At 66.9% G+C, this 20,450-nt stretch carries 20 protein-coding genes and 1 tRNA gene; 8 read left to right on the top strand and 13 right to left on the bottom strand.

The window, feature by feature from the left end; all coding sequences use genetic code 11:
• Nucleotides 1–825 (top strand): LLM class F420-dependent oxidoreductase, encoded by an 825-nt coding sequence (locus BN971_RS14175; RefSeq protein WP_085183490.1) that lies wholly within the window; start codon nt 1–3, stop codon nt 823–825.
• 41 nt (nt 826–866) lie between these two features.
• Nucleotides 867–939 (top strand) — tRNA-Arg (locus tag BN971_RS14170).
• Nucleotides 940–992: 53 nt separating this feature from the next.
• Here BN971_RS14170 and BN971_RS14165 read toward each other — a convergent pair.
• Nucleotides 993–2,177 carry an IS481 family transposase gene (locus BN971_RS14165; RefSeq protein WP_090350175.1) on the bottom strand — a complete coding sequence of 395 codons (1,185 nt, stop codon included), beginning with the start codon at nt 2,175–2,177 and terminating at the stop codon, nt 993–995.
• Nucleotides 2,178–2,421: 244 nt separating this feature from the next.
• On the opposite strand from BN971_RS14165, the gene BN971_RS14160 reads away from it, so the two are divergent.
• Nucleotides 2,422–3,726 carry an adenylate/guanylate cyclase domain-containing protein gene (locus tag BN971_RS14160; protein WP_085178921.1) on the top strand — a complete coding sequence of 435 codons (1,305 nt, stop codon included), beginning with the start codon at nt 2,422–2,424 and terminating at the stop codon, nt 3,724–3,726.
• Nucleotides 3,727–3,846: 120 nt separating this feature from the next.
• Here BN971_RS14160 and BN971_RS14155 read toward each other — a convergent pair whose 3' ends face one another.
• The 5 genes from BN971_RS14155 to BN971_RS14140 all read right to left on the bottom strand — a co-directional run bounded on the left by BN971_RS14155 (nt 3,847) and on the right by BN971_RS14140 (nt 6,739).
• Nucleotides 3,847–4,524, bottom strand: coding sequence for an SDR family oxidoreductase (locus BN971_RS14155; protein WP_085178930.1), 678 nt, complete (start codon nt 4,522–4,524; stop codon nt 3,847–3,849).
• Nucleotides 4,525–4,796: 272 nt separating this feature from the next.
• Nucleotides 4,797–4,919: a hypothetical protein gene (locus BN971_RS26295; protein ID WP_264028537.1), complete on the bottom strand. Its 123-nt coding sequence runs from the start codon at nt 4,917–4,919 to the stop codon at nt 4,797–4,799.
• Between the two features lie 69 nt (nt 4,920–4,988).
• Nucleotides 4,989–5,780 (bottom strand): SDR family oxidoreductase, encoded by a 792-nt coding sequence (locus BN971_RS14150; RefSeq protein WP_085178929.1) that lies wholly within the window; start codon nt 5,778–5,780, stop codon nt 4,989–4,991.
• A 52-nt stretch (nt 5,781–5,832) separates the two neighbouring features.
• Nucleotides 5,833–6,192 (bottom strand): DUF732 domain-containing protein, encoded by a 360-nt coding sequence (locus tag BN971_RS14145; protein ID WP_170322156.1) that lies wholly within the window; start codon nt 6,190–6,192, stop codon nt 5,833–5,835.
• A 106-nt stretch (nt 6,193–6,298) separates the two neighbouring features.
• Nucleotides 6,299–6,739 (bottom strand): DUF732 domain-containing protein, encoded by a 441-nt coding sequence (locus BN971_RS14140; RefSeq protein ID WP_249262728.1) that lies wholly within the window; start codon nt 6,737–6,739, stop codon nt 6,299–6,301.
• Between the two features lie 353 nt (nt 6,740–7,092).
• On the opposite strand from BN971_RS14140, the gene BN971_RS14135 reads away from it, so the two are divergent.
• Complete coding sequence (locus BN971_RS14135) at nt 7,093–7,335, top strand: hypothetical protein (protein ID WP_090350229.1); 243 nt, start codon at nt 7,093–7,095, stop codon at nt 7,333–7,335.
• 38 nt (nt 7,336–7,373) lie between these two features.
• Here BN971_RS14135 and BN971_RS14130 read toward each other — a convergent pair whose 3' ends face one another.
• Nucleotides 7,374–8,843: a glycoside hydrolase family 183 protein gene (locus BN971_RS14130; protein ID WP_090350173.1), complete on the bottom strand. Its 1,470-nt coding sequence runs from the start codon at nt 8,841–8,843 to the stop codon at nt 7,374–7,376.
• Nucleotides 8,844–9,234: 391 nt separating this feature from the next.
• Here BN971_RS14130 and BN971_RS14125 point away from each other — a divergent pair, with 391 nt between their 5' ends.
• The 4 genes from BN971_RS14125 to BN971_RS14110 all read left to right on the top strand — a co-directional run bounded on the left by BN971_RS14125 (nt 9,235) and on the right by BN971_RS14110 (nt 14,059).
• Entirely contained in the window at nt 9,235–10,566 is a 1,332-nt protein-coding gene (locus tag BN971_RS14125) for an MFS transporter (RefSeq protein WP_090350227.1), read from the top strand.
• A gap of 261 nt (nt 10,567–10,827) precedes the next feature.
• Nucleotides 10,828–12,054, top strand: coding sequence for an acetyl-CoA acetyltransferase (locus BN971_RS14120; RefSeq protein WP_085178917.1), 1,227 nt, complete (start codon nt 10,828–10,830; stop codon nt 12,052–12,054).
• Between the two features lie 2 nt (nt 12,055–12,056).
• Nucleotides 12,057–13,571, top strand: coding sequence for a carotenoid oxygenase family protein (locus tag BN971_RS14115; RefSeq protein WP_085178916.1), 1,515 nt, complete (start codon nt 12,057–12,059; stop codon nt 13,569–13,571).
• Nucleotides 13,571–14,059, top strand: coding sequence for a VOC family protein (locus tag BN971_RS14110; protein ID WP_085178915.1), 489 nt, complete (start codon nt 13,571–13,573; stop codon nt 14,057–14,059). The genes BN971_RS14115 and BN971_RS14110 overlap by 1 nt, the downstream gene beginning before the upstream one ends.
• A gap of 3 nt (nt 14,060–14,062) precedes the next feature.
• Here the strand turns inward: BN971_RS14110 and BN971_RS14105 are convergent, their stop codons facing one another.
• The 6 genes from BN971_RS14105 to BN971_RS14080 all read right to left on the bottom strand — a co-directional run bounded on the left by BN971_RS14105 (nt 14,063) and on the right by BN971_RS14080 (nt 20,447).
• The gene (locus BN971_RS14105) at nt 14,063–14,488 is read right to left on the bottom strand and encodes a hypothetical protein (protein WP_085178914.1); all 426 of its coding nucleotides are present in this window, start codon (nt 14,486–14,488) and stop codon (nt 14,063–14,065) included.
• A 135-nt stretch (nt 14,489–14,623) separates the two neighbouring features.
• A complete protein-coding gene (locus tag BN971_RS14100) occupies nt 14,624–15,097 on the bottom strand; it encodes a type II toxin-antitoxin system Rv0910 family toxin (protein WP_085178913.1) in 474 nt (157 codons plus the stop codon).
• Between the two features lie 3 nt (nt 15,098–15,100).
• Nucleotides 15,101–15,292, bottom strand: a complete 192-nt coding sequence (locus BN971_RS14095) for an antitoxin (RefSeq protein ID WP_085178912.1) — start codon at nt 15,290–15,292, stop codon at nt 15,101–15,103.
• A gap of 31 nt (nt 15,293–15,323) precedes the next feature.
• Nucleotides 15,324–17,714, bottom strand: a complete 2,391-nt coding sequence (locus BN971_RS14090; protein ID WP_085178911.1) for an HAD-IC family P-type ATPase — start codon at nt 17,712–17,714, stop codon at nt 15,324–15,326.
• Nucleotides 17,711–19,300, bottom strand: coding sequence for a serine hydrolase (locus BN971_RS14085; protein ID WP_085178910.1), 1,590 nt, complete (start codon nt 19,298–19,300; stop codon nt 17,711–17,713). The genes BN971_RS14090 and BN971_RS14085 overlap by 4 nt, the downstream gene beginning before the upstream one ends.
• Nucleotides 19,301–19,328: 28 nt before the next feature.
• Nucleotides 19,329–20,447 carry an MBL fold metallo-hydrolase gene (locus BN971_RS14080; RefSeq protein ID WP_090350172.1) on the bottom strand — a complete coding sequence of 373 codons (1,119 nt, stop codon included), beginning with the start codon at nt 20,445–20,447 and terminating at the stop codon, nt 19,329–19,331.
• Nucleotides 20,448–20,450 lie beyond the last annotated feature (3 nt).

Genomic DNA, 20,450 nt, shown 5'->3' with positions numbered 1-20,450 from the left:
TTGTTGGTGGCCAAGGATTTTCGCTTCGGGCTGAGCATGCGTTTCATCAAGTCGCGCGCGGCGCTGGTCGAAAAGGTGAAGAAGGCCGAAGATCTCGGCTACGACATCCTCTGCGTCCCTGATCATCTGGGCGCGGCGGCACCGTTTCCGACGCTCACCGCGGTCGCGATGGTCACGAGCAGGATCCGCCTGAGCATGTACGTGCTCAACGCCGCCTTCTACAAGCCCGCCCTGCTCAGCCGCGATATGCAGGCGCTCGACGTGCTCAGCGACGGTCGCCTGGAGATCGGTCTCGGAACCGGTTATGTGCGTGAGGAATTCGAGGCCGCGGAGTTGCCGTATCCGAGCGCGGGCGCGCGGGTGGACTACCTCGAGCACATGACGACCTACCTGAAGCAGCATCACCCCACGACCCCGATCCTCATCGCCGGCAACGGCGACCGGGTGCTCACCCTGGCGGCCCGGCACGCCGACATCATCGGGCTGACCGGCGCCAGGGTGCGCGATGTCGACGACCCGCTGGCCGAGCGCATTGAGTTCGTCCGTAACGCGGCCGGTGATCGGTTCGACCCGTTGGAGCTCAACATGGTGATCACCGCGATGCCGCGGGAGGGTGAAACCGCCCCCGAACTGCGCATGGCCCGCCAGTACGCACCGGATCTGGCCGACGAGCAGCTGCTGTCGATGCCCTCGGTCCTGAGCGGATCACCCCGCGAGATGGCCGACACGCTGTCCGGGCTCCGCGAAAAGTACGGGCTGTCAAGCTTTACGGTCCAGGACAACAACCTGGACGCCTTCGCCAAGGTGATCGCCGAACTGCGCTGAATCGGTCGCGGTGACGGCGGGCCGGTAAGCTCAGCCCGTCCGCCCTCGTAGCTCAGGGGATAGAGCACGGCTCTCCTAAAGCCGGTGTCGCAGGTTCGAATCCTGCCGGGGGCACCGTGTCGTGTCTCGGGACATCGTTGACAGGTGTCCCGAGACATGGTTTACACCTATTGCTTGTTTTCGGGGCTGTTTCCGCATTTGACGCCGCGTGGTTGGTAGTCGCGGGTGGGGTCGAGGACGAGTTTGCGGATGAGTGTTCCGGTGGTGCGGTCCAGGACGCGGATGTCGAGGTCGTCGATGAGCACGGTGACTTTGGTGCCGGTGCGGCGCTTGCCCAGGCCGATGTGGTGCAGGCGGCTGTTGTAGCGGATGGTGATGACGCCGGCGGCGTCGATGACATCGGTGCGCACGCGGCAGTGGGCGGGGATGACATAGCCGTTGGGGGTGGCTTTGGGTCGGTGGGTATAGGCCTGGGCCGGGGTGTGTCGGTCAAGGGCGCGGTGCGGTCGGCGCTGGTTGTAGTAGACGCGGAATTGGTCGCAGCGGTGTTGGAGTTCAGCGAGGGTGGCCGCGGGATGTGCAGTGAGCCATTTCTTTTGAGTTTGATGGAAGCGTTCCACTTTTCCGCAGGTCTGGGGATGGTAGGGCCGGCTGGTGAGGTAGTTGATGCCCAGTGTGCCCAGGGTGATCTCGAGGGCGGTGCGCCCACCGCGTCGGGGTGCTCCGGTGAAGATGGCGCCGTTGTCGGTCAGCACTGAGGCCGGTGGGCCATAGGTGGCAAAGGCGGTGGTGAAGGTTGTGGTGACGTCGGGGCCGCTGATCGTGCGCCGGGCCAGGCTGGCGATGGCTAGCCGGGAGTGGTCGTCGAGGATGTTGAGGATTTCGACGCCGCCGCCGTGAGCGAGGTGCCAGTGGGTGACGTCGGCTTGCCAGCATTGGTTGGGCAGTTCGGCCTCAAAGCGTTTCCAGGAGGAGCGGGGCCGTTTGTGGGGTTGGGGTGTGACGAAGCCGCGGCGTTTGAGGATGCGCCAAATCGTGGACACCGCAGGCGTATGGGCGATGCTGGGGTCGGTGGCCAGATGGGTGGCGATGGTGTCAGCGCCGGCATCGAGACCGCGTTTGGTCAGGGTCTTGCGTAACCGCACGATGCGGTCTTCGACGTCGGCGGGGACGGCCTGGGGGCTGTGGTGTGGGCGTCGCGAGTGCGGCACAAAGGCCGCATCGCCGTCGGCTTCGTAGCGTTTGCACAGCTGTTGGACCCATTGGCGGGACAGGTCGTAGTCACGGGCGACTTCGCTTTTGCTGCGGCCCTCGACCGTCACGGCGGTGATGACCAGATGTGCCTTCGACATGGCTAACCTCCCTGACTTGCAGAGGTGTCAACTATGTCGCGAGACAGCTGCCAACTATGTCCTGGAATCAGACACTGCCGGGGGCACCGTTTGAGCAGCGCAAACGTAAGTCTGCGCAATACACCTTAAATAACGGCCACCCAGACGGCATAACGGTAACCGCACCACGGTCAGCCCCGTGTGACGGGCCGCGCCGGTAGCCTGACACCGAAACTCAGGCCGCTAGTGGGCTTACACTTCCGCAATGTTCTCGGAGACGCGCTACGCCCTGAACGGGGATCTGCGCGTCGCCTATCGCACGTCACGCGAAGGTCCTCGCGACATCGTGTTCGTCCCGAACTGGTTCACGTGCTGCGAGCTAATTCCGGAGCTGCCGTCCCTTCAAGGGTGGGTCGAGGCGATGAAGTCGCTCGGTCGGCTCGTCTTCTTCGACCAGCCGGGCACGGGAGCATCCGATCCCGTCAAGCCGGGCGCGCTGCCGACCTTGGAGCAATGGGCAGACGGCATCACCGCGGTGCTCGACGATCTCGGAAGCAGCGAAGCGGTCCTCCTTGCGTGGGACGGAGCGTTCGCGACGGCTGCGCTGTTCGCGGCGACGCATCCGTCCCGCACCAGCGCGCTGGTCGTGCTTGAGGGCAACGCGGATACCTCGAGCGTCGCCGACCCCCAGGAAGTCATCGCCGGGATTGTGGCAATGTGGGGCACGGGCGAGTGGCAGCATGTCTTGAATCCGGACATGCCGTGGAACGAGGAGATCCGGGCGACGTTCGCCCGGATGGAGCGTCTGGCGGCGAGCCCAACAACGGTAACTCGGATGGTGCCGCTTTTGTCCGAAGTGGATGTGCGAGCAGTTCTTCCGACGATCCGCGTGCCGACCCTGGTCGTCCACCACGCCGAAGACGCGATACTCGTGCCCGCGATGGGCAAGTACATCGCGGACCACATACCGGGCGCGAAGTACGTCGAACTGTCGGGCCGCAATATGTATCACTTCGTCGAACCATGGCGCGAGTCGTTCCAAGAGGTCGCCGCGTTCCTCACCGGCCACCAAGCCGAAGTGGCCGACGACCGGGTGCTGGCGACGGTGCTTTTCACCGACATCGTGGACTCGACGCGCCGGGCGGCGGAAAGTGGCGACCGTGATTGGCGTGTCTTGCTTGATTCGCACGACGCCGTCATCCGGTCTCAGCTTGCCCGGTTTCGGGGCCGCGAGGTGAACACATCCGGCGACGGCTTCCTCGCGATGTTCGACGGCCCGCAGCGAGCGATCCGCTGCGCCATGGCAATTCGTGAGGCGGTGCAGGCGCTCGGCATCCAGGTGCGGGCCGGGCTGCACACCGGCGAATGCGAACTGCGAGGCGAGGACATCGGCGGGATCGCGGTGCACATCGGCGCGCGGGTGAGCGCGCTGGCCGCGCCGGACGAGGTGCTCGTGTCAAGCACGCTGCGCGACCTCGTGATCGGGTCAGGGCTGGAATTCGAAGAACGGGGCGCGCACCAACTGAAGGGCGTACCCGGTGAATGGCGGGTCTTCGCCGTCACTTCTTAGTAACAGCTGCGGGGAAGCAGTCACCAAGGCCAGCGATGAGGCGATGCGTCGAGCGGCGCTGGCGTCCGTGGCTCACGGGTAACGAGATCCCTTGGCCTGAATAGCTTTTCCCGTAAGGAATTAGCTAGTGCCGGATAGTTGCGCCTTCACCGCGCGTGTCAGGTCGTCGGCGAGGACTTCGGGTACACCTGCGAGCAGCCCGTCCAACGCGAGTTTGGCGACTATCGAGGGGTCGGTCTTCTGGTCCGCGGGTGCGAAGGCGGCCATGTCAGTGTCCATGTAGCCGACGTGTACGGCAGTGACTTGAATGCCGCGAGGAGCCAGTTCCTGCCGAAGGGCATCAGTCATTGCCCAGGCTGCGGCCTTGGCTGCGCCGTAGGCACCGGAGTCGGGAAGGTGCAGCCAGGACAACACCGAAAGCATGTTGAGGATCGCGCCTCCGCCATTTCCTTCAATTATCGGAGCGAAGGCGCGGATGGCATTGAGTGTGCCGAAGTAGTGCGTGTCCATCTCTAGCCGCACGTCGTCTAACGACCCAGATAGCAGTCCGGCGCGCGTCGAGCTGCCGGCGTTGTTGATGAGCACGGTAACGTCGGCGGCCTGGTCGGCAGCTCGACCTACCGAGGTTGGGTCGGTGATATCGAGCTGGACGGGTTCAACGCCGGGTATGTCTATTGTTTCGGGGCGGCGTGCGGCGGCGTAGACCTTCGCTCCACGCTCGACAAGTTGGGCCGCGAACCGTCTACCCAACCCACGGTTGGCGCCAGTGACGAGCGCGACGATCTGGTCGTTGTTCATCGTGGACTCCTTTGGTTCGTCCGGTCTAAGCGTGACGGTCTGAATGTTCTCGCCTATCGACGGCAAGCGCACGTCGAAAGTCAATCCCCAAACAAGCTAACCGTGTGTGGTTGTTCGTGGGAATCCTTGGCGAGCCGGATTTTTTTCCGAAGGAGTGCTGGCGCTGAGCCGTGCAGCACCGCCCGTACGAGGCAAAGGGGCAGCCGAGACCGCTCTGTTCCGAGTTGCGCGGTTACCCGCCGACTGACGCGACATTTGAGAATCCGGGAACGTTAGATGTGAGACGCCACCGAGGAGGCATCTCTGCGCCGGCGGGCGTCGCTGGTGCCCGCACCGAACAGCGTCTGGTTGTGGGCGCTGCCGATCTTCAACGCGTGAATCTCGCTCCGCTCCAACGGTTTACGATGATCGCGGTCGGTGTGGCCAGCTTTCGAGGTGCGCCTGCAAAGCCGCGGATCGCAGGGCTACCGCAGGGTGCGTTGGTAGCGGCGCATCCCGGCGATCCACCGGCTATAGTCGGCACCCTTCTGCCGATACATGGTAAGCACCTCGGGGTGCGGCAGCACCAGGAACGTCCCGTCGACGATGGCCTGGACCACAAGTGCTGCGACGGCGTCAGGACCGATCACCGCACCGGCACTGGTGACCGCCGCGGCGGCGACCCTCATGTCCGCGTCGGGCGAGTCGGTCATGCCGCGCAGCAGTGGGGTTTCCACACCCATCGGGCACACGCAGCTCACCCCGATTCCCTTGTCGCCGTAGCTGATTGCCAGCCATTCGGCGAATCCGACGGCGGCGTGCTTGGTCACGCTGTAGGGCGCCGCACCGAGCTGGGTCAGCAGGCCGGCAGCCGAGGCGACGGCGACGAAATATCCGCTGGCACGCTCAAGCCATTCCGGCACAAGAGCTTTCGCTGCGCGGATGTGAGCTCGCACATTGATGTCGATGATCCGGTCCCAGGCGGCTTCGTCATCGCCGAGGCCGAGTTGGCCGGTGATGCCGGCATTGGCGACGTAGATGTCCACCGGGCCGAACGTCCCGCGCGCGGTGTCGAGCAGGGTCGCGATGCCGTCCGTGCTCGCGGCGTCCGCGGTTGCCGCGACGCCACCGATCATCGCGGCGGTATCGGCGGCCGAAGCCGCGTCGATGTCGCAGGCCACCACCGAGGCGCCCGCCGATGCCAGCCCCGCCGCGATGGACCTGCCGATGCCCGAGCCCGCTCCGGTGACCACCGCCACCGATCCGTCGATCTTCACCGGCACCTGTCTACCCCATCAGTGGGCGCAACGTGTCGGCTTTATCCGAGTTTCAGATTCCGGTGCACAGCGTCGGGGCGTCGCACACATTGCCGGGGCAATAGGTGTTGTGTGCGGCGTTCACCAGTGTCCCGACGTCCAGCAAGGTGACGCCCCGCGCGTCCAGGTGGGCATGAATGTCGTCGGCAATCTGTTGCGGCGTCCAACCCCAGGTGAGGTCGTAGCAGACCAGGTGCGCCTCGCCGATGAGCGCCTCTTCCGTCTTGGGCGGCCAAGACAGGCCGACCGCACGCAGCTGCGCGAGGTAGGCGTCGTCCGCCGGGGTGGCGGTGGCAATAGCGGCGCTGCTCGCCCAGGCTGCGCCAGCCATCGTCGGGATGGTCAACGCGGTCAGCCATCGAGGAACGGCCATTGATTCCTTCTTTCATCTCAACATTGGCAAAGCGAAGAATAGCGAACACCCAAAAGCGAGGCGCGCCCTAATTGCGGGGCGTCTCAGCCAATAACCGCGGCGGGGCTCAGCAGTGCGCGGCCCAGCACCTCTGGGTGGGGCAATAGGTCGAATGCGCGAGTCCCACCATCGATTCGACCTGTCCGTACGCGACATTGCGCTGGTCCAATTCGGAATGAATGTCACGGGCAATCTGATCGTAGGTCCAACCCCACCCGAGATCGTCGCAGATGAGACGCCCCATTCCGATGAGGGCGGCGTCGTGGTCCGGCGGCCACGTGAAGCCGAGGGCGCGCAATTGAGTCAGGTAAGCGTCATCGGCGGGATCGGCGGTCGCAATCGCGGCGTTCGCGAGCACGGTGGCGGCGGCCACGACGGGGACGGCCAATTTCACGAGCCAGCGGGGAGACGGCATTGGCGATTCCTTTCCTGCAGCGATGACGAGACAGTCTGCGGCGCCAAAGCGGCAGGAAGATGAACGGCAGTGGAATTCGACCAAAAGCAACACTCGACAGCCTCGCTCAACAATTCCGCCGGCATGCCATTTCTTTGAGGATGACAAGAAGCATCGCGGGCGGGATAGGGCACTGGGCTGAGCAATCGTACTGTTAAGGCTGCACCTCACCAGGCACGGGCCCGCGCCGCGACGCCACGAGCCGGCTCAGTGAACACGGCAGTGCCACATGGGATTTCCACGTCCGGAGGTTGGAAGCCGGACCAATCCGCCATGGAACTGGCGCACCTCTTTCGACGTCCAAAGGGTTAAGAACGATTGCGGTCATCAAGCGAGGTTTCGCACGAGGCCGAAATCAGGGTTACCCGATGAGGCCATCACCGTTTCAGGAGAAGGAGGATGACGCGATGACTCGCCGTCACGTGATCGCGCGGACGCTGATTGCCGCGGCTCTCGCGCTGGGTTTGTTTGTCGACCAGGCCGCGCCGGCCAGCGCCGACGATACCGACCTCAGCCCGTTTCGCACCCTGAGCTGTAGCTGCCACGAGGCGGCGCCCGCGGGCAGCCCGGCCCTCATGGACGAGATACACCGGGGCATGCAGGAGGGCCACGCCGCCTGGCTGGCTGGACTGCCGGCGCCGGCCGGGTGAACGCCCCGGCTGTGGGCCGCCGGGCCGGGGCACGTCCGCTACGGCAGAACGGTGTGCATCAACATCACGTCGTAGGCGGACCACAGCGACAGGTTGAAGTACAGGTCCCGGCCCGACGACCAGGGATGGATCATCGGCGCATAGATGCCACCGGGCATCGAGAACGACGACACCAGCGGTTGCTCGGGGCTCCACGGTCCCTGGGGAGACGGCGCCGTCCTCGCTACGACGTCATTGCTGCCCCCATTGGTGTAGAGCACCAGGTACTGCTTCAGGTAATCGTTGTATTGGGCCGACATCTCGCCGACCGGCCCGGGCCAAAGAGGGGTCGCCGCACCCGGATTGGCCGGCACCCAGCGTCCGCCGTTGTCGCCGTTCCAATACTGGTATTTGCTCAGATCGGGCAACTGGTTCGGCGGAACCCGCGAGAGAAACGCCGCACCGCCACGCCCCGACGGGGTCCCGAATTGATAGAGGTAGCCGTCTTTGCCCTTCATGAAGGCGCCCATCTGGAAGTTCTCGTTGCCCGGGGTGAACCCCGCGCCCGGGACGGCGTCGGCCGAGGCCGTCCGGATGGTGCCCGGGAAGACGCCCCAGTTCTGCCCGTTGTCGAGCGACCTGGCGATCGCCGAATAGTTCGTCGTCCACTCGCCGTCGCGGCCCCATTGCTGGATGGACATGAAGCTCATGTACTGGGTCCGGCCGAGCGAAATCGCGGCCGTCGGAATGATTCCGGTTTCGTGCGGGGCCTTGTGGATCGTGTTCACGACCTGTTTGGAAAGCCCGGTCGTCCACACCGGCGAGCCGGAATACTTGTCGTTCGGCACGCCGTCGGCGATGTGGATGCCGTGCGATAGGTCGTGGTCCGAGCTGCGGAACAGGGTGTTGTATCGCCATTGCTGGCCGTGCACCTTGCAGTAGCCGAAGGTGTCACCGAAGGCCATCAGCACCTGATGGTTGGCGGGATCGCCGTTGTCCCAGGCGATTCCGAGGTCCGTACCCGAGATCCCGAAACGTTCGAGGGTCTTATTGGGACCGTTCACCCCGGTCACCCAGTCCACCAGGGAGGTGGGCGCCCCGGCGATGTTCGCCGGGGGCGGCGGCGCCGTCTGGGGCGCGGGCTGGGGCGCCGGCTGCGGCGGAACCTGGGCCGCGTTCGGGTTCAACTGCGTGGCGTTGGGCGACTGTACGTTGCCGGGCGTCGGCGTATTGGGACCCGGCGGCACCACCCCCGCTTGCGGTTGGATCGGGGCGGAGTACCGCTGGCCCGGGGTGGTCGGCTTCAGGAACGACGAGATCAGCGGCCCCAGCTTGGGCAGGGGCGCCCGGTCGTTGGTGTGCGTCGGGCGGCGACCGGTCGGCGGCTGGATGGTGTGCATGTCCACGTTCGCCTCGGGGGCGCCGCAGGGCGTGGCGTTCGCCAGGGGGGCGGGGCCTGCCGCGAACACGAGTCCGACAGCGGCCGCCGACGCCACTGAGAGCGACACGCTCCGAATAATCGCCGACATGTAACACCTTTCGAGGGCAACGGCGTCGCGCTGTATCGCATTGACGACCGCAGTTCGCTCATGTGACGATAGTGATCAGCGGGGCTGATGTGACCACTGATGCGTCGAAAGGTATGCATCCGTGACCGTGTCGCAATCCGTCTCCCCGGCACCGGTAAGCACAACGGCGCCGGCGACGGTCTGGCCTGCGGCGACCCGTCCGGCCCGGTACGCTGCCATCCGCCGGCCCACCACCACGCCCGGTGACCTCGGAAGAAGCCGGCCGGGGCGCCGGGACCGACACCTTCGCGTGGGTAGTCCGCAAGGAGGGCGACAGGTGAGTACGCGAAACGACCTGCGGGGCAGCGCGTTTGAAAGCCGATCCTACCTTCGTCGGGTGGTCGCCGCATCGATGGCGGGCACCGTCGTGGAATGGTACGAATTCTTCCTCTACGGCACCGCGGCCACTTTGGTGTTCAGCAAGGTCTTCTTCGCCCGGGGCACCAGCGAACTCGACGCGATCCTCGCCGCCTTCGTGACCTATGCCGTCGGCTTCGCCGCCCGCCCGCTCGGCGGCCTGGTCTTCGGCCACCTCGGCGACCGGTACGGGCGCAAGAAGCTTCTGCAATACAGCCTGGTGCTCGTGGGCATCGCAACGTTCCTCATGGGTTGTCTTCCCACGTTCGGCCAAATCGGGTACTGGGCCCCGGCGCTGCTGGTGGCGCTGCGCTTCATCCAGGGCTTCGCCGTCGGGGGCGAATGGGGTGGCGCCGTGCTGCTCGTCGCGGAGCACAGCCCGAACCCGAGCCGCGGCTTCTGGGCGAGCTGGCCGCAGGCCGGGGTCCCCGGCGGCAACATGCTGGCCACCGCAGTGCTGTTGGTTCTCAACTCGAGGCTCTCGGCCGCCGCGTTCCTCAGCTGGGGCTGGCGCGTCGCGTTCTGGCTGTCCGCGGTGGTCGTACTGATCGGCTACTACATCCGGACCAAGGTCACCGACGCCCCGATTTTCGTCGATGCCCAGCGACAGGACGAGCAGCCGGCCAGCAGCCCAATAGGCGCGGTCGAGGTGCTAAAGCGTTATCCGCGTGGGATTTTCACCGCCATGGGCATGCGGTTGGGCGAGAACACCATGTACTACCTGGTGGTGACCTTCTCCATCACCTACCTCAAAGTGCAGGTGCACGCGAACACCCAGGCCATCCTGTGGTGGCTCTTGGTGGCGCACGCGGTGCACTTCGCGGTCATCCCGTTCGCCGGGCGCCTGAGCGACCGATTCGGGCGGCGGCCAATCTATTTCGTCGGCGCGGTCAGCGCGTGCACCTGGGGTTTCTTCGCCTTCCCCATGATGGACAGCGGCCACAACGCGATCATCATGTCCGCGATCGTCATCGGCCTGGTGTTCCACGGCCTGATGTATGCCGTCCAGCCCGCGGCCATGGCGGAGATGTTCCCCACCCGGATGCGGTATTCCGGGGTGTCGTTCGGCTACCAGGTCACCGCCATCGTGGCCGGCTCACTGGCACCGATCATCGCGGTTCGGCTGCTCCAGACCTACAAATCCGCGGTGCCGATCGCCTGGTACCTCGCGGGAACGGCGGCCGTGAGCGCCGTCGCCGTCTTGGCCGCCCGCGAGACGAAAGGGATCGACCTGGCGGCCATCGACCTCGCCGATCGTCAGACTATTGGGCAGCCGCCAGTAGCGGCCGAGCCAGGATCAACCGGACTGGTCGAAGACACCGTGTGATCCGCTTCCGACGGGCAATCGAAAAGGGCGATTCTCTCGTCTTTGGCGCAAACGCAATCTCCCACATGTTTGCCCGCACCCGCTGACGGTAATGATGCAGAAGAGGTGCGTACGTGGGCCGGCCTACGTGCTCGCCTAGGTCCCGTCGGTTCAGCCCGAGAGCCGACGGGGCCGCTCCTCCCTCTCCTCGGGCCCACGCAACCAAGCAAGACCATTGCGGATACCTCTGGATCCCCAACAGTCCAGGAGTACCGTCGGCGTATGGATCGCTCGACGGGTGTGTGGATTCTCGGCGGCTACCAAAGCGATTTCGCCCGCAACCTGACCAAGGAGGGCCGGGACTTCGCGGCGTTGACCTCCGAGGTCGTCGAGGCGACCCTCGCCGCGGCGAAGGTGGACGCCGGCGACATTGGAGTCGTCCACGTCGCCAACGCGTTCGGTGAGATGTTCGCCGGCCAGGGCCATCTCGGGGCGATGCCGGCCACGGTGTGTGACGGACTGTGGGACACCCCTGCCACCCGCCACGAAGCCGCATGCGCGTCAGGCAGCGTGGCGGCGCTGTCGGCGATCGCCGACCTGCGCTCGGACTCCTACGATGCCGCCCTTCTCGTGGGCGTCGAGCTGGAGAAGACGGTGCCCGGCGACACCGCCGCACAGCACCTGGGCGCCGCGGCCTGGACCGGTCACGAGGGGGCCGGTGCGCGCTACCTGTGGCCGTCGATGTTCGCCGAAGTCGCCGACGAATACGACCGGCGCTACGGCCTGGACGACGCGCACCTGCGCGCCATCGCGCAGCTCAACTTCGCCAACGCGCGGCGCAACCCCAACGCCCAGACGCGCGGTTGGACGGTGCCCGAACCCATCACCGACGACGACGCCACCAACCCGGTCACCGAGGGCCGGCTGCGCCGGTTCGACTGCAGCCAGATGACCGACGGCGGAGCCGGCCTGGTCCTTGTCAGCGACGCTTACCTGCGCGAACATCCCGACGCCCGCCCCATCGCCCGCATCGACGGGTGGGGCCACCGCACCGTCGGGCTGGGTCTGCGTCAGAAACTGGACCGCGCCGCGGGCGAGGTGTACGTACTGCCGCACGTGCGGTCCGCCGTCACGGACGCATTGCGCCGGGCGCAGCTGACCCTCGACGACCTCGACGGGTTCGAGGTGCACGACTGCTTCACCCCCAGCGAGTACCTGGCCATCGACCACATCGGCCTGACCGGCCCGGGTGAATCGTGGAAGGCGATCGAAAACGGCGAGATCGAGATCGGCGGCCGCCTGCCGATCAACCCCAGCGGCGGGCTGATCGGCGGCGGACACCCCGTTGGGGCGTCCGGGGTGCGCATGCTGCTGGACGCGGCCAAGCAGGTCAGCCAGACCGCCGGCGACTATCAGGTCGACGGCGCCGACCGCTTCGGCACCCTCAACTTCGGCGGGAGCACCGCCACGACCGTCAGTTTCGTTGTCAGCACCACACGAGGTGGGTAAGCATGGATGTTGAAATCGTCGCGAAGTTCCTGTCCACGCTGCCCGAAGACGACGACCACCCCTACCGGACCGGGCCGTGGCGTCCGCAAACCACCGAATGGGACGCCAACGATCTGACCGCCGTGCAGGGCGAGATCCCCCGCGACCTCGACGGCATCTACCTGCGCAACACCGAGAATCCGCTGCACCCGGCCTTCAAGACCTATCACCCCTTCGACGGCGACGGCATGCTGCACGTCGTGGGCTTCCGCGACGGAAAAGCGTTCTACCGCAACAGATTTGTCCGCACCGAGGGCTTCCTCGCCGAGGGCGAGGCCGGGGGGCCGCTGTGGCCGGGGCTGGCCGAACCGGTGCAATTGGCCCGCCGCGAATACGGCTGGGGCGCGCGCACGCTGATGAAGGACGCGTCGAGCACCGACGTCATCGTCCACCGAGGCGTGGCGCTGACCAGCTTCTACCAGTGCGGCGATTTGTACCGCCTCGACCCCTACTCGGCGACCACGCTGGGCAAGGAGACCTGGAACGGGCACTTCCCTGCCCGCTGGGGCGTGTCCGCGCACCCGAAAGTCGACAACGCGACCGGCGAACTGCTGTTCTTCAACTACAGCAAGCAACAGCCGTACATGCATTACGGCGTCGTCGACGAGAACAACGACCTGGTCCACTACGTCGACATCCCGCTGCCCGGGCCGCGATTGCCGCACGACATGGCGTTCACCGAAAACTACGCCATCCTCAACGATTTCCCGTTGTTCTGGGATCCGGCGCTGCTCGAGCACGATCTGCACCTGCCGCGCTTCTATCCCGACATCCCGTCGCGGTTCGCGATCATCCCGCGCAGGGGCGGCAGCGACGACATCCGCTGGTTCGAGGCCGACCCGACGTTCGTGCTGCACTTCGTCAACGCCTACGAGGACGGCGACGAGATCGTGCTCGACGGCTTCTTCGAGGGCGATCCGCAGCCACTGGACACCGGTGGCAGCAAGTGGGACAAGCTGTTTCGCTTCCTCGCGCTGGACCGGCTGCAGTCCCGGCTGCACCGGTGGCGCTTCAACCTGGCCACCGGCGCGGTCAAGGAGGAGCAGCTCAGCGAGTCGATTACGGAGTTCGGGATGATCAACCCCGACTACGCGACCCGTGACTACCGCTACGCCTACGCCGCGACCGGCAAGCCCGGCTGGTTCCTCTTCGACGGGTTGGTCAAACACGACCTGCGCACCGGAGGCCTGGAGCGAATTTCCTTCGGCGACGGCGTCTTTGGGAGCGAGACCGCGATGGCGCCACGGGTCGGCGGCAGCGGCGAGGACGACGGCTATCTGGTCACCCTCACCACCGACGTGAACGCCGACGCCTCCTACTGCCTGGTGTTCGACGCCGCCCGGGTCGCCGACGGCCCCGTGTGCAAACTGCAACTGCCGGAACGGATCTCCAGCGGCACGCATTCGACGTGGGCGCCCGGCGCGCAACTGCGGCGCTGGGACACGGCGGACTCGGCAGCCGGCGCCGTGGGACTGTGATGGGCGCCGACGCCCACCGGCGGCGCAGGCACACGCACTGGCCCGCGGAGCTGGCGTCGATCGGCGGGATCCGGTTCGCGCGGCGCTCGTCGAACTTCACCGAAACCGTGCGGTTCTACCGCGACCTGGTGGGGTTGCCGCTGTATGAGACGTTCGAGGCCAGCTACGGCAGCAACGGCGCGATCTTCGGCCTGCCCAGCTGGAACCTGACGCTGGAGATCGTGGAATCGGCCGACCCCGTCGCCGTGGACGACCACGAACAGCTGTGCCTGTACTTTCCTGACGTGGACGCCCAGCGGGCGGCGATCGCTCGGCTGGCGGCCGCCGGCGTCCAGCCCGTGGAGCAGCACCCGTACTGGGCGGCGACGGGTGCGGTCACCTATCGCGACCCCGATGGCCGCGAAGTTGTCTTCGCGCCCTTCGTGTTCGGCGTGAACGAGCCCGACGCGAGCGGTGTCTCGGGCAGGCACGAATTCCCTTCGCCCTAGCGCTCAGCGCCTCGCGGCGAGCGCGGCGAACACGGCCGCAACCGAGCACACCGCGGCGCAGACCGCAGCCACTGCGCCGACGTAGAGTCCGTAGTCGGCCGACACCGGCGGGCTGACATTGATCTTGTAGTACCAGAAGGTGAGCGCGGCGATGAGCAGCGAAATGAGCAGGGCGCCAACCGAAGCCAGCCTGACCGACAGCCCGCGCCCCACCATCGCCCCGGCCACTATCAGCGTCGAGGCCAGCAAGACGATCAACTGGCCCGCCCCGAAGCCCTTCGGTAGCTCCAGGTTGCCGTGGGTGCCGCCGATGGCGTTGGCCCAGCCCCCGCCGTTGACCGCCGTCGTCAGCCACGGCAACCAGGCGCTCGCGGAGACCACCAAGGCGAAGAACGCAATCAGCCAACCAGGGCTCAGCCGGCGACTCATGGTTGCGACACTAGCCGACTCGCCCCAGGGCTTGTTCGACCGACGCTAGCCCTCCAGCGACGACAGGAGCGTGACCCCGCTCGGGGTTCGCTGACATGGACCGGCGCCGGCGCGCAAACTCATCGGCCGGGGCGATCAGTGCCGGATGCCGCCGTCCCCGTTGGTGCTGGGGTCGGGCCGGGTGAACACGTGCAGGAAGTTCTGCAGCGACCGATCGATGTCGCTGCGCAGCGCGGCGGCCACGATCATGCCGATCGGCCCGAACAGCGCCGGGCCACCGAGGTGTACGTCGAAGCCGACGGTGGAACCCTCCCCCGCGGGCTGGATCTTGGCCATCAGCTTGACCTTCACACCGCCCACGCCGTCGCCGTTGAGTGTCATGCCCTCCGGCGGCTTATAGCGCACAACCGTCCACTTGATCCGGTTGTACATGCCCTTGACCTCGACGATGGACTCGACGACCGTCCCCTTTTCGATGTCGTCGGGCAGCGCGCTGCGCCACACCTTATGGATGGTCAGCCACTCCCTGTACCGCGACAGATCCGAGGCGTGCTTCCAGGCGACCTCGGGCGGCAGCGGCACGTCGATGGATCCGGAGAGCTTCGCCATGGCTCAGCTCTGCCCGCCGTCGCCGTCGCCGGCGGATTGGGTGACCTTCTTGGCTTGTTCGGCCACCTTCTGGAGGGTGTCGGAGTATTTGCCCTGCGTCTTGTCGTCGACGAACTCACCGGCCTTGTCGATGGCCGTCTCGACCTTGTCGGCGTTCTGCGCCAGCAGGTCCTTCGCTTTGTCCAGGAATCCCATGTCGTTCCTTCCCCGCGGATTCGAGCAAATCTTACTTGGCGGCTTCCGCGCGTTCCCGCCACAACCGGGGCCGCACGCCCAGCACCGCGCCCCGGATCCACCAGGACGCCTCGATCGCCAAGGCACCCAGCACGCCGATCCCCAAGGCGCCCGAGGTCACCGCCAGATTGGACGGATCGAGCAAGAATTCCCGACGGGTCAGCGGGCTGCTGAAGATCGCAACATAGGCCAGCGCGGAGGCGATCACCAGCGCCACCCGCCACCACTGATACGGCCGCGCCACCACCGCCAGCACCCAGAGTGCGGTCACCAGCAGGGTGATGAGCGCCGCGGTGGAGGCTTGCTCCTGTTGGCGGAATGAGGCGTGGCGCCCGTGGTAGGCCAGCAGGTAGGAGGCGAAGGTGGCCAGGCCGACGATCAGCCCGGAGGGCAGGGCGGCGGTCAACACCCGACGGACGAAGCCGGCGTGAGCGCGCTCGTTGTTGGGGGCCAGCGACAGGATGAACGACGGGATCCCGATCGTGAACCATGCCGCGATGGTGATGTGAATCGGCTGAAACGGGTACAGCAGTGGATCCGCATGAAAGACCTTGGCCAGCAGGCATTCCATGCCCACCAACAGCGCCAGCAGTACGGCGTAGACGGTCTTCGTCAGGAACAGGTTGGCGACCCGCTCGATATTGCCGATCACGCGGCGGCCCTCGCCGACGACGTAGGGCAGCGTGGCAAACCTGTTGTCCAGCAGCACGATCTGCGCGACCGCGCGGGATGCGGGGCTGCCGGCACCCATCGCCACCCCGATGTCGGCGTCCTTGAGGGCCAGCACGTCGTTGACGCCGTCGCCCGTCATCGCGACGGTGTGCCCGCGCGATTGCAGGGCATGCACCATGGCCCGCTTCTGGTCGGGCCGCACCCGCCCGAAGGTGGTGTGGCTCTGCAGCGCGTCGGCCAGTTGGTCGGGCCGCGTGGGGAGTTGGCGCGCGTCCATCGTGTCGCCGCGCAGCCCGAGCCTTGCGGCGACGGCGCCGACCGACACCGCGTTGTCCCCGGAAATCACCTTGAGCGAAACGCCCTCGGCCGCAAAGTAATCCAGCGTCTCACGGGCGTCGGGACGTACCCGCTGTTCCAGCACCACGAGCGCGACCGGGCTGACCCGGCCCGGCGCGTCCGGGTGATCCACGGCGAACTCGCCGGCACCCAGCAGCAGGACCCGCAGGCCCTGCGCGCCGAGCTGTTCGGCCTGCCCGGCGGCCGCAGACGACGGATCCAGCAACACGTCGGGCGCACCGATCACCCAGTTGCCGTGGTCGCGGAACGACACCCCGCTCCATTTGGTGGCCGACTTGAAAGGCGCTGTCGCCGTGGCGGTCCAGCCCGGTGGCTCGCCGGCCGCCTCGGCGATGGCCTGCATGCTGGCATTGGGGCGGGGGTCGGCGCCGGCCAGCGCGGCGAGGACGTCGGCGACCGACTCCGGTTGGCCGCCGAGTTCCTGCACGTCGGCGACCCGCATGCCGTTCTCGGTCAGGGTGCCCGTCTTGTCCGCGCACACCACGTCGACCCGGGCGAGTCCCTCGATGGCGGCCAGCTCCTGAACCAGGCATCGGCGTTGACCGAGCCTGATCACCCCGACGGCGAAGGCGATCGACGTCAACAGCACCAGCCCTTCGGGCACCATCGGCACCAACGCGCCCACGGTCCGCAGCACCGACTGCCGCCAGTCCGCGTGCGTGGTGAACAGTTGGGTGTAGATCGTCAGCAGACCGGCCGGTATCAGCAGATACGTGATGATCTGCAGGATGCGGTTAATGCCGTTGCGCAGTTCGCTTTTCACCAGGGAGAACTTGCTGGCCTCCTCGGCCAGCTTGGCCGCGTAGGCCTCCGGCCCCACCCGGGTGGCGCGATAGGCGCCGGCCCCCGCGACGACGAAGCTGCCGGACATCACCGGCTGCCCGGTGTCCTTGGTGATCGGGTCGGCCTCGCCGGTGAGCAGGGATTCGTCGATTTCCAGGTTGGCCGCCTCGACGACGTCGCCGTCGACGACGACCTGGTCTCCGGGCCCGAGTTCGATGATGTCGTCCAGCACCACGTCACCGGGCGGCAGCATCGCTGTCCCAGACTGCCTGCGCACCAGGGGTTTCGCCTGCCCGACGATCGCGAGCCGGTCCAGCGTCTGCTTGGCGCGGATTTCCTGGACCATGCCGATCACGCTGTTGGCGATGATGAGCAGGCCGAACATCCCGTTGATGAGGGAGCCCGTGGCTAAGACGATGAGGAGCAGGACGCCGAGGATGGCGTTGATTCGGGTGAACACGTTGGCCCGCACGATGTCCGCGATGCTGCGGGTGGCATGCGCCGGCACCGCGTTGCTTCGTCCCTCGGCGACGCGTTGCGCCACCTCGGCATCGGTCAGGCCGGGTGTCATCGGGTGAACGTTCCCAGCTTGTCGGAGTCGAAGTATTCGAGGTTCAGCGTGGCGCCGGGGAACCCGGAGAACACGGCCTTCGAAATCGTTCCGGGCGGGGCGTTTTCGTCGGTGATCGGGAAGGTGAACGTGTCGCCGTCCCAGTGCGTCAGCGTGAACACCTGGTCCTTCGGGCCCATCTTCAGCTGCAGCGTCCCGTCGCGTTCTGCGACGGTGGCCGGGCCCCAGTAATCGTTGTTGTACACGCCGGCGTAGTCGGTGAGCGGCCGCGGCGGCGCGGGGTTGGCGGGGGGTTGCTTGCCGACCAGCGAGCCCTCCGGGTTGTTCATCCAGCCGAAGGCCTGCTGATACAGCTTGCTCCAGTCCTCCCGAATTTGGCCGTACTGCAACAGATCCATGAATTCGGCGGTCAGCGTCTCCGGCACGCCGATCGGTGCGGCGTTCGTCAGCGCGACGATGCCCAGGTCCTCCGACGGCATCACCACGAAGTTGGTTGCCGCACCGAGGGAAAACGCGCCGGAGTGGCTGTATTGCGTGCGGCCCGACGAGCTGACCGACACGTTGAACCCGTGGCCATAGAAGCCGGAACGCGCCTTGGGCGTCTGCGCGGGCACCGAGATCACCTGCGCGGTGTTGGCCGGCAGCAACGCTTCCGGCGACGAGATCCGGTGACCGTCGAAGGTGCCGTTGCCCAGCAGCATGCCGAGCCAGCGGGCCATGTCGTTCACCGAGGAGCTGACACCCCCAGCCGGCGTCTGGGCGTCGGCGTCCCGCTGGAACCGGGGCTCCCACCGGTCGCCCACCCTGACGTGGTTGACCGCATGGTTGGGCCGGGCGGCGAAGTCGGCGAACCGCGAACTGGTGGACGCCATGCCCAGCGGGCGGTAGAGCACCTCGTCGGACAGCTCCTCCCACGGCGTGTGCGCCGCGGCCGCGACCGCCTCGGCGGCGGCTGTCACGCCGAAGTTGGTGTAGGCGTAGCTGATTCGAAACGGCGCCAGCGGCAGATACTTCAGCCGCTCGAGCGACTGGTGACGGTCGTATCCGAGGTCCTCCAGCTTGTCGCCGGCATGGTCGGGCAGTCCCGAACGATGCGAGTACAGGTCCGCTACGGTCACGTGACCGGTGACGTAGGGGTCGGCCAGCGCGAACCACGGCAACTGGGACACCACCGGGGTGTCCCAGGACACCACGTTGTCGCTGACCTCGTGCGCGACGACGGTCGCGCCGACCGACTTCGACACCGAGGCCAGCTGGAAGACGGTGTCGGCGTCCACCCTGTTGCCCCCGCCGTCGCCCTTGCTGGTGTCCCTGACCCCGAAACCCTTGGCGTACAACGTCTTCCCGCCGTGCACGATGGCGACCGCCATGCCCGGGATGCCGGTGTTCTTCATCAGGTCGGCGATCAGGCCGTCGACCCTGGACACGGCGTCGTCGATGCGGCCGGCCGGGATTTCCACCCCCGACGCCTCGTTCGGGGGGACGTCGGACAACGACGGTGGTTGCGACGACGGGCGTCCCGGCCCGCAACCCGTTGACGCAAGCACGACCATGGCAACCGCGGTCATCGCCGCGCGTTTCGTCATGGCGGAACTGTAGCCGGGAATCAGCCGATCAGAGCCGCCACCACGGGTTGAATCGAATGGGCCCGGCCGGGTCAATCCGTTGGCCCGGCGTGGGTATCGCGACGTGGACACCCTCGGGTTCGGCCGCCCTGAGCACCCGCTCGACCGGCTCGGCCCAGGGATGGGGGGCCAGCCGGAAGGTGCCCCAGTGGATCGGCACCAGCAGGCCCGAGCCCGAGTCGGTGACATCCAGGTGGGCCCGGACCGCCTCCTCGGGGTTCATGTGAACGTCGGGCCAGGCCGTGTTGTAGGCCCCGATCGGCAGCAGCGTTAGGTCGAACGGCCCGTGGTCGGCGCCGATCTGCGCGAAGCTCTTGGTGTAGCCGGTGTCGCCGCCGAAGTAGGCGCGGTGCTCGGGGCCCACGAACGCCCACGACGCCCACAGGGTGGTGTTGCGGTCAAGGTAGCGGCCGGAGAAATGCCGCGCCGGCATGCAGATCACGGTGAGCTGGTCGACCTGAGCGCTCTGATGCCAGTCCAATTCGACGATGCGGTGCTCGGGGATGCCCCAGGCGCGCAGGTGGGCGCCGACTCCCAGCGGCACGAAGAAGGGCGCCCGCTGCGTCTGGGCCAGCGCCATGACGGTGTCGATGTCGAGGTGGTCGTAGTGGTCGTGGCTGATGACCACGGCGTCGACGGCGGGCAGCCCCTCGAGCTGTACGGGCGGCGGGTGCAGTCGTTGCGGCCCGACGATGTCCGACGGCGAGCAGCGATCGCTCCACACGGGGTCGGTCAGGACGCGGTAGCCGTCGATTTCCAGCAGCGCCGTCGAGTGACCGAACCAGCTGACGGCGAGCCGGGCCGGGTCGCCGTCGTAGACCGCCGGGGCGGCGAGCGGGATCGGCCCGGCCGGTCGGCTCCCGCCCCGGTTGGCCAGCAGCTCCCACACGATGAGTCGTAGCTGCTCACGGTCCATCTTGTAGATGGACGCGGGGTCGAGGTTGACGAACACTCCGTCGCGATAGTTGGGCGATGCCTGCGCCACTGCGCGGATCGTCGCGGGGTCGGCGCCCAGGGCCGCCGGCGCGCCGTGCAGCGCGCGCACGAACCAGCCTCCGGCCGCCAGCGACGCGGTACCCGCGGCCAGTCGTAGCGCCCCCCGCAGCATGAC

This window comes from Mycobacterium bohemicum DSM 44277 (assembly GCF_001053185.1).
Classification (GTDB): domain Bacteria; phylum Actinomycetota; class Actinomycetes; order Mycobacteriales; family Mycobacteriaceae; genus Mycobacterium; species Mycobacterium bohemicum.
This window is presented reverse-complemented; position numbering and strand designations above follow the sequence as displayed.

Coding starts and splice junctions, on each gene's coding strand:
- BN971_RS14165 (WP_090350175.1), bottom strand. CDS start 2,177: ATGTCGAAGGCACATCTGGTCATCACCGCCGTGACGGTCGAGGGCCGC.
- BN971_RS14160 (WP_085178921.1), top strand. CDS start 2,422: ATGTTCTCGGAGACGCGCTACGCCCTGAACGGGGATCTGCGCGTCGCC.
- BN971_RS14155 (WP_085178930.1), bottom strand. CDS start 4,524: ATGAACAACGACCAGATCGTCGCGCTCGTCACTGGCGCCAACCGTGGG.
- BN971_RS14145 (WP_170322156.1), bottom strand. CDS start 6,192: ATGGCCGTTCCTCGATGGCTGACCGCGTTGACCATCCCGACGATGGCT.
- BN971_RS14135 (WP_090350229.1), top strand. CDS start 7,093: ATGACTCGCCGTCACGTGATCGCGCGGACGCTGATTGCCGCGGCTCTC.
- BN971_RS14130 (WP_090350173.1), bottom strand. CDS start 8,843: ATGTCGGCGATTATTCGGAGCGTGTCGCTCTCAGTGGCGTCGGCGGCC.
- BN971_RS14125 (WP_090350227.1), top strand. CDS start 9,235: ATGGCGGGCACCGTCGTGGAATGGTACGAATTCTTCCTCTACGGCACC.
- BN971_RS14120 (WP_085178917.1), top strand. CDS start 10,828: ATGGATCGCTCGACGGGTGTGTGGATTCTCGGCGGCTACCAAAGCGAT.
- BN971_RS14115 (WP_085178916.1), top strand. CDS start 12,057: ATGGATGTTGAAATCGTCGCGAAGTTCCTGTCCACGCTGCCCGAAGAC.
- BN971_RS14110 (WP_085178915.1), top strand. CDS start 13,571: ATGGGCGCCGACGCCCACCGGCGGCGCAGGCACACGCACTGGCCCGCG.
- BN971_RS14105 (WP_085178914.1), bottom strand. CDS start 14,488: ATGAGTCGCCGGCTGAGCCCTGGTTGGCTGATTGCGTTCTTCGCCTTG.
- BN971_RS14100 (WP_085178913.1), bottom strand. CDS start 15,097: ATGGCGAAGCTCTCCGGATCCATCGACGTGCCGCTGCCGCCCGAGGTC.
- BN971_RS14095 (WP_085178912.1), bottom strand. CDS start 15,292: ATGGGATTCCTGGACAAAGCGAAGGACCTGCTGGCGCAGAACGCCGAC.
- BN971_RS14090 (WP_085178911.1), bottom strand. CDS start 17,714: ATGACACCCGGCCTGACCGATGCCGAGGTGGCGCAACGCGTCGCCGAG.
- BN971_RS14085 (WP_085178910.1), bottom strand. CDS start 19,300: ATGACGAAACGCGCGGCGATGACCGCGGTTGCCATGGTCGTGCTTGCG.
- BN971_RS14080 (WP_090350172.1), bottom strand. CDS start 20,447: ATGCTGCGGGGGGCGCTACGACTGGCCGCGGGTACCGCGTCGCTGGCG.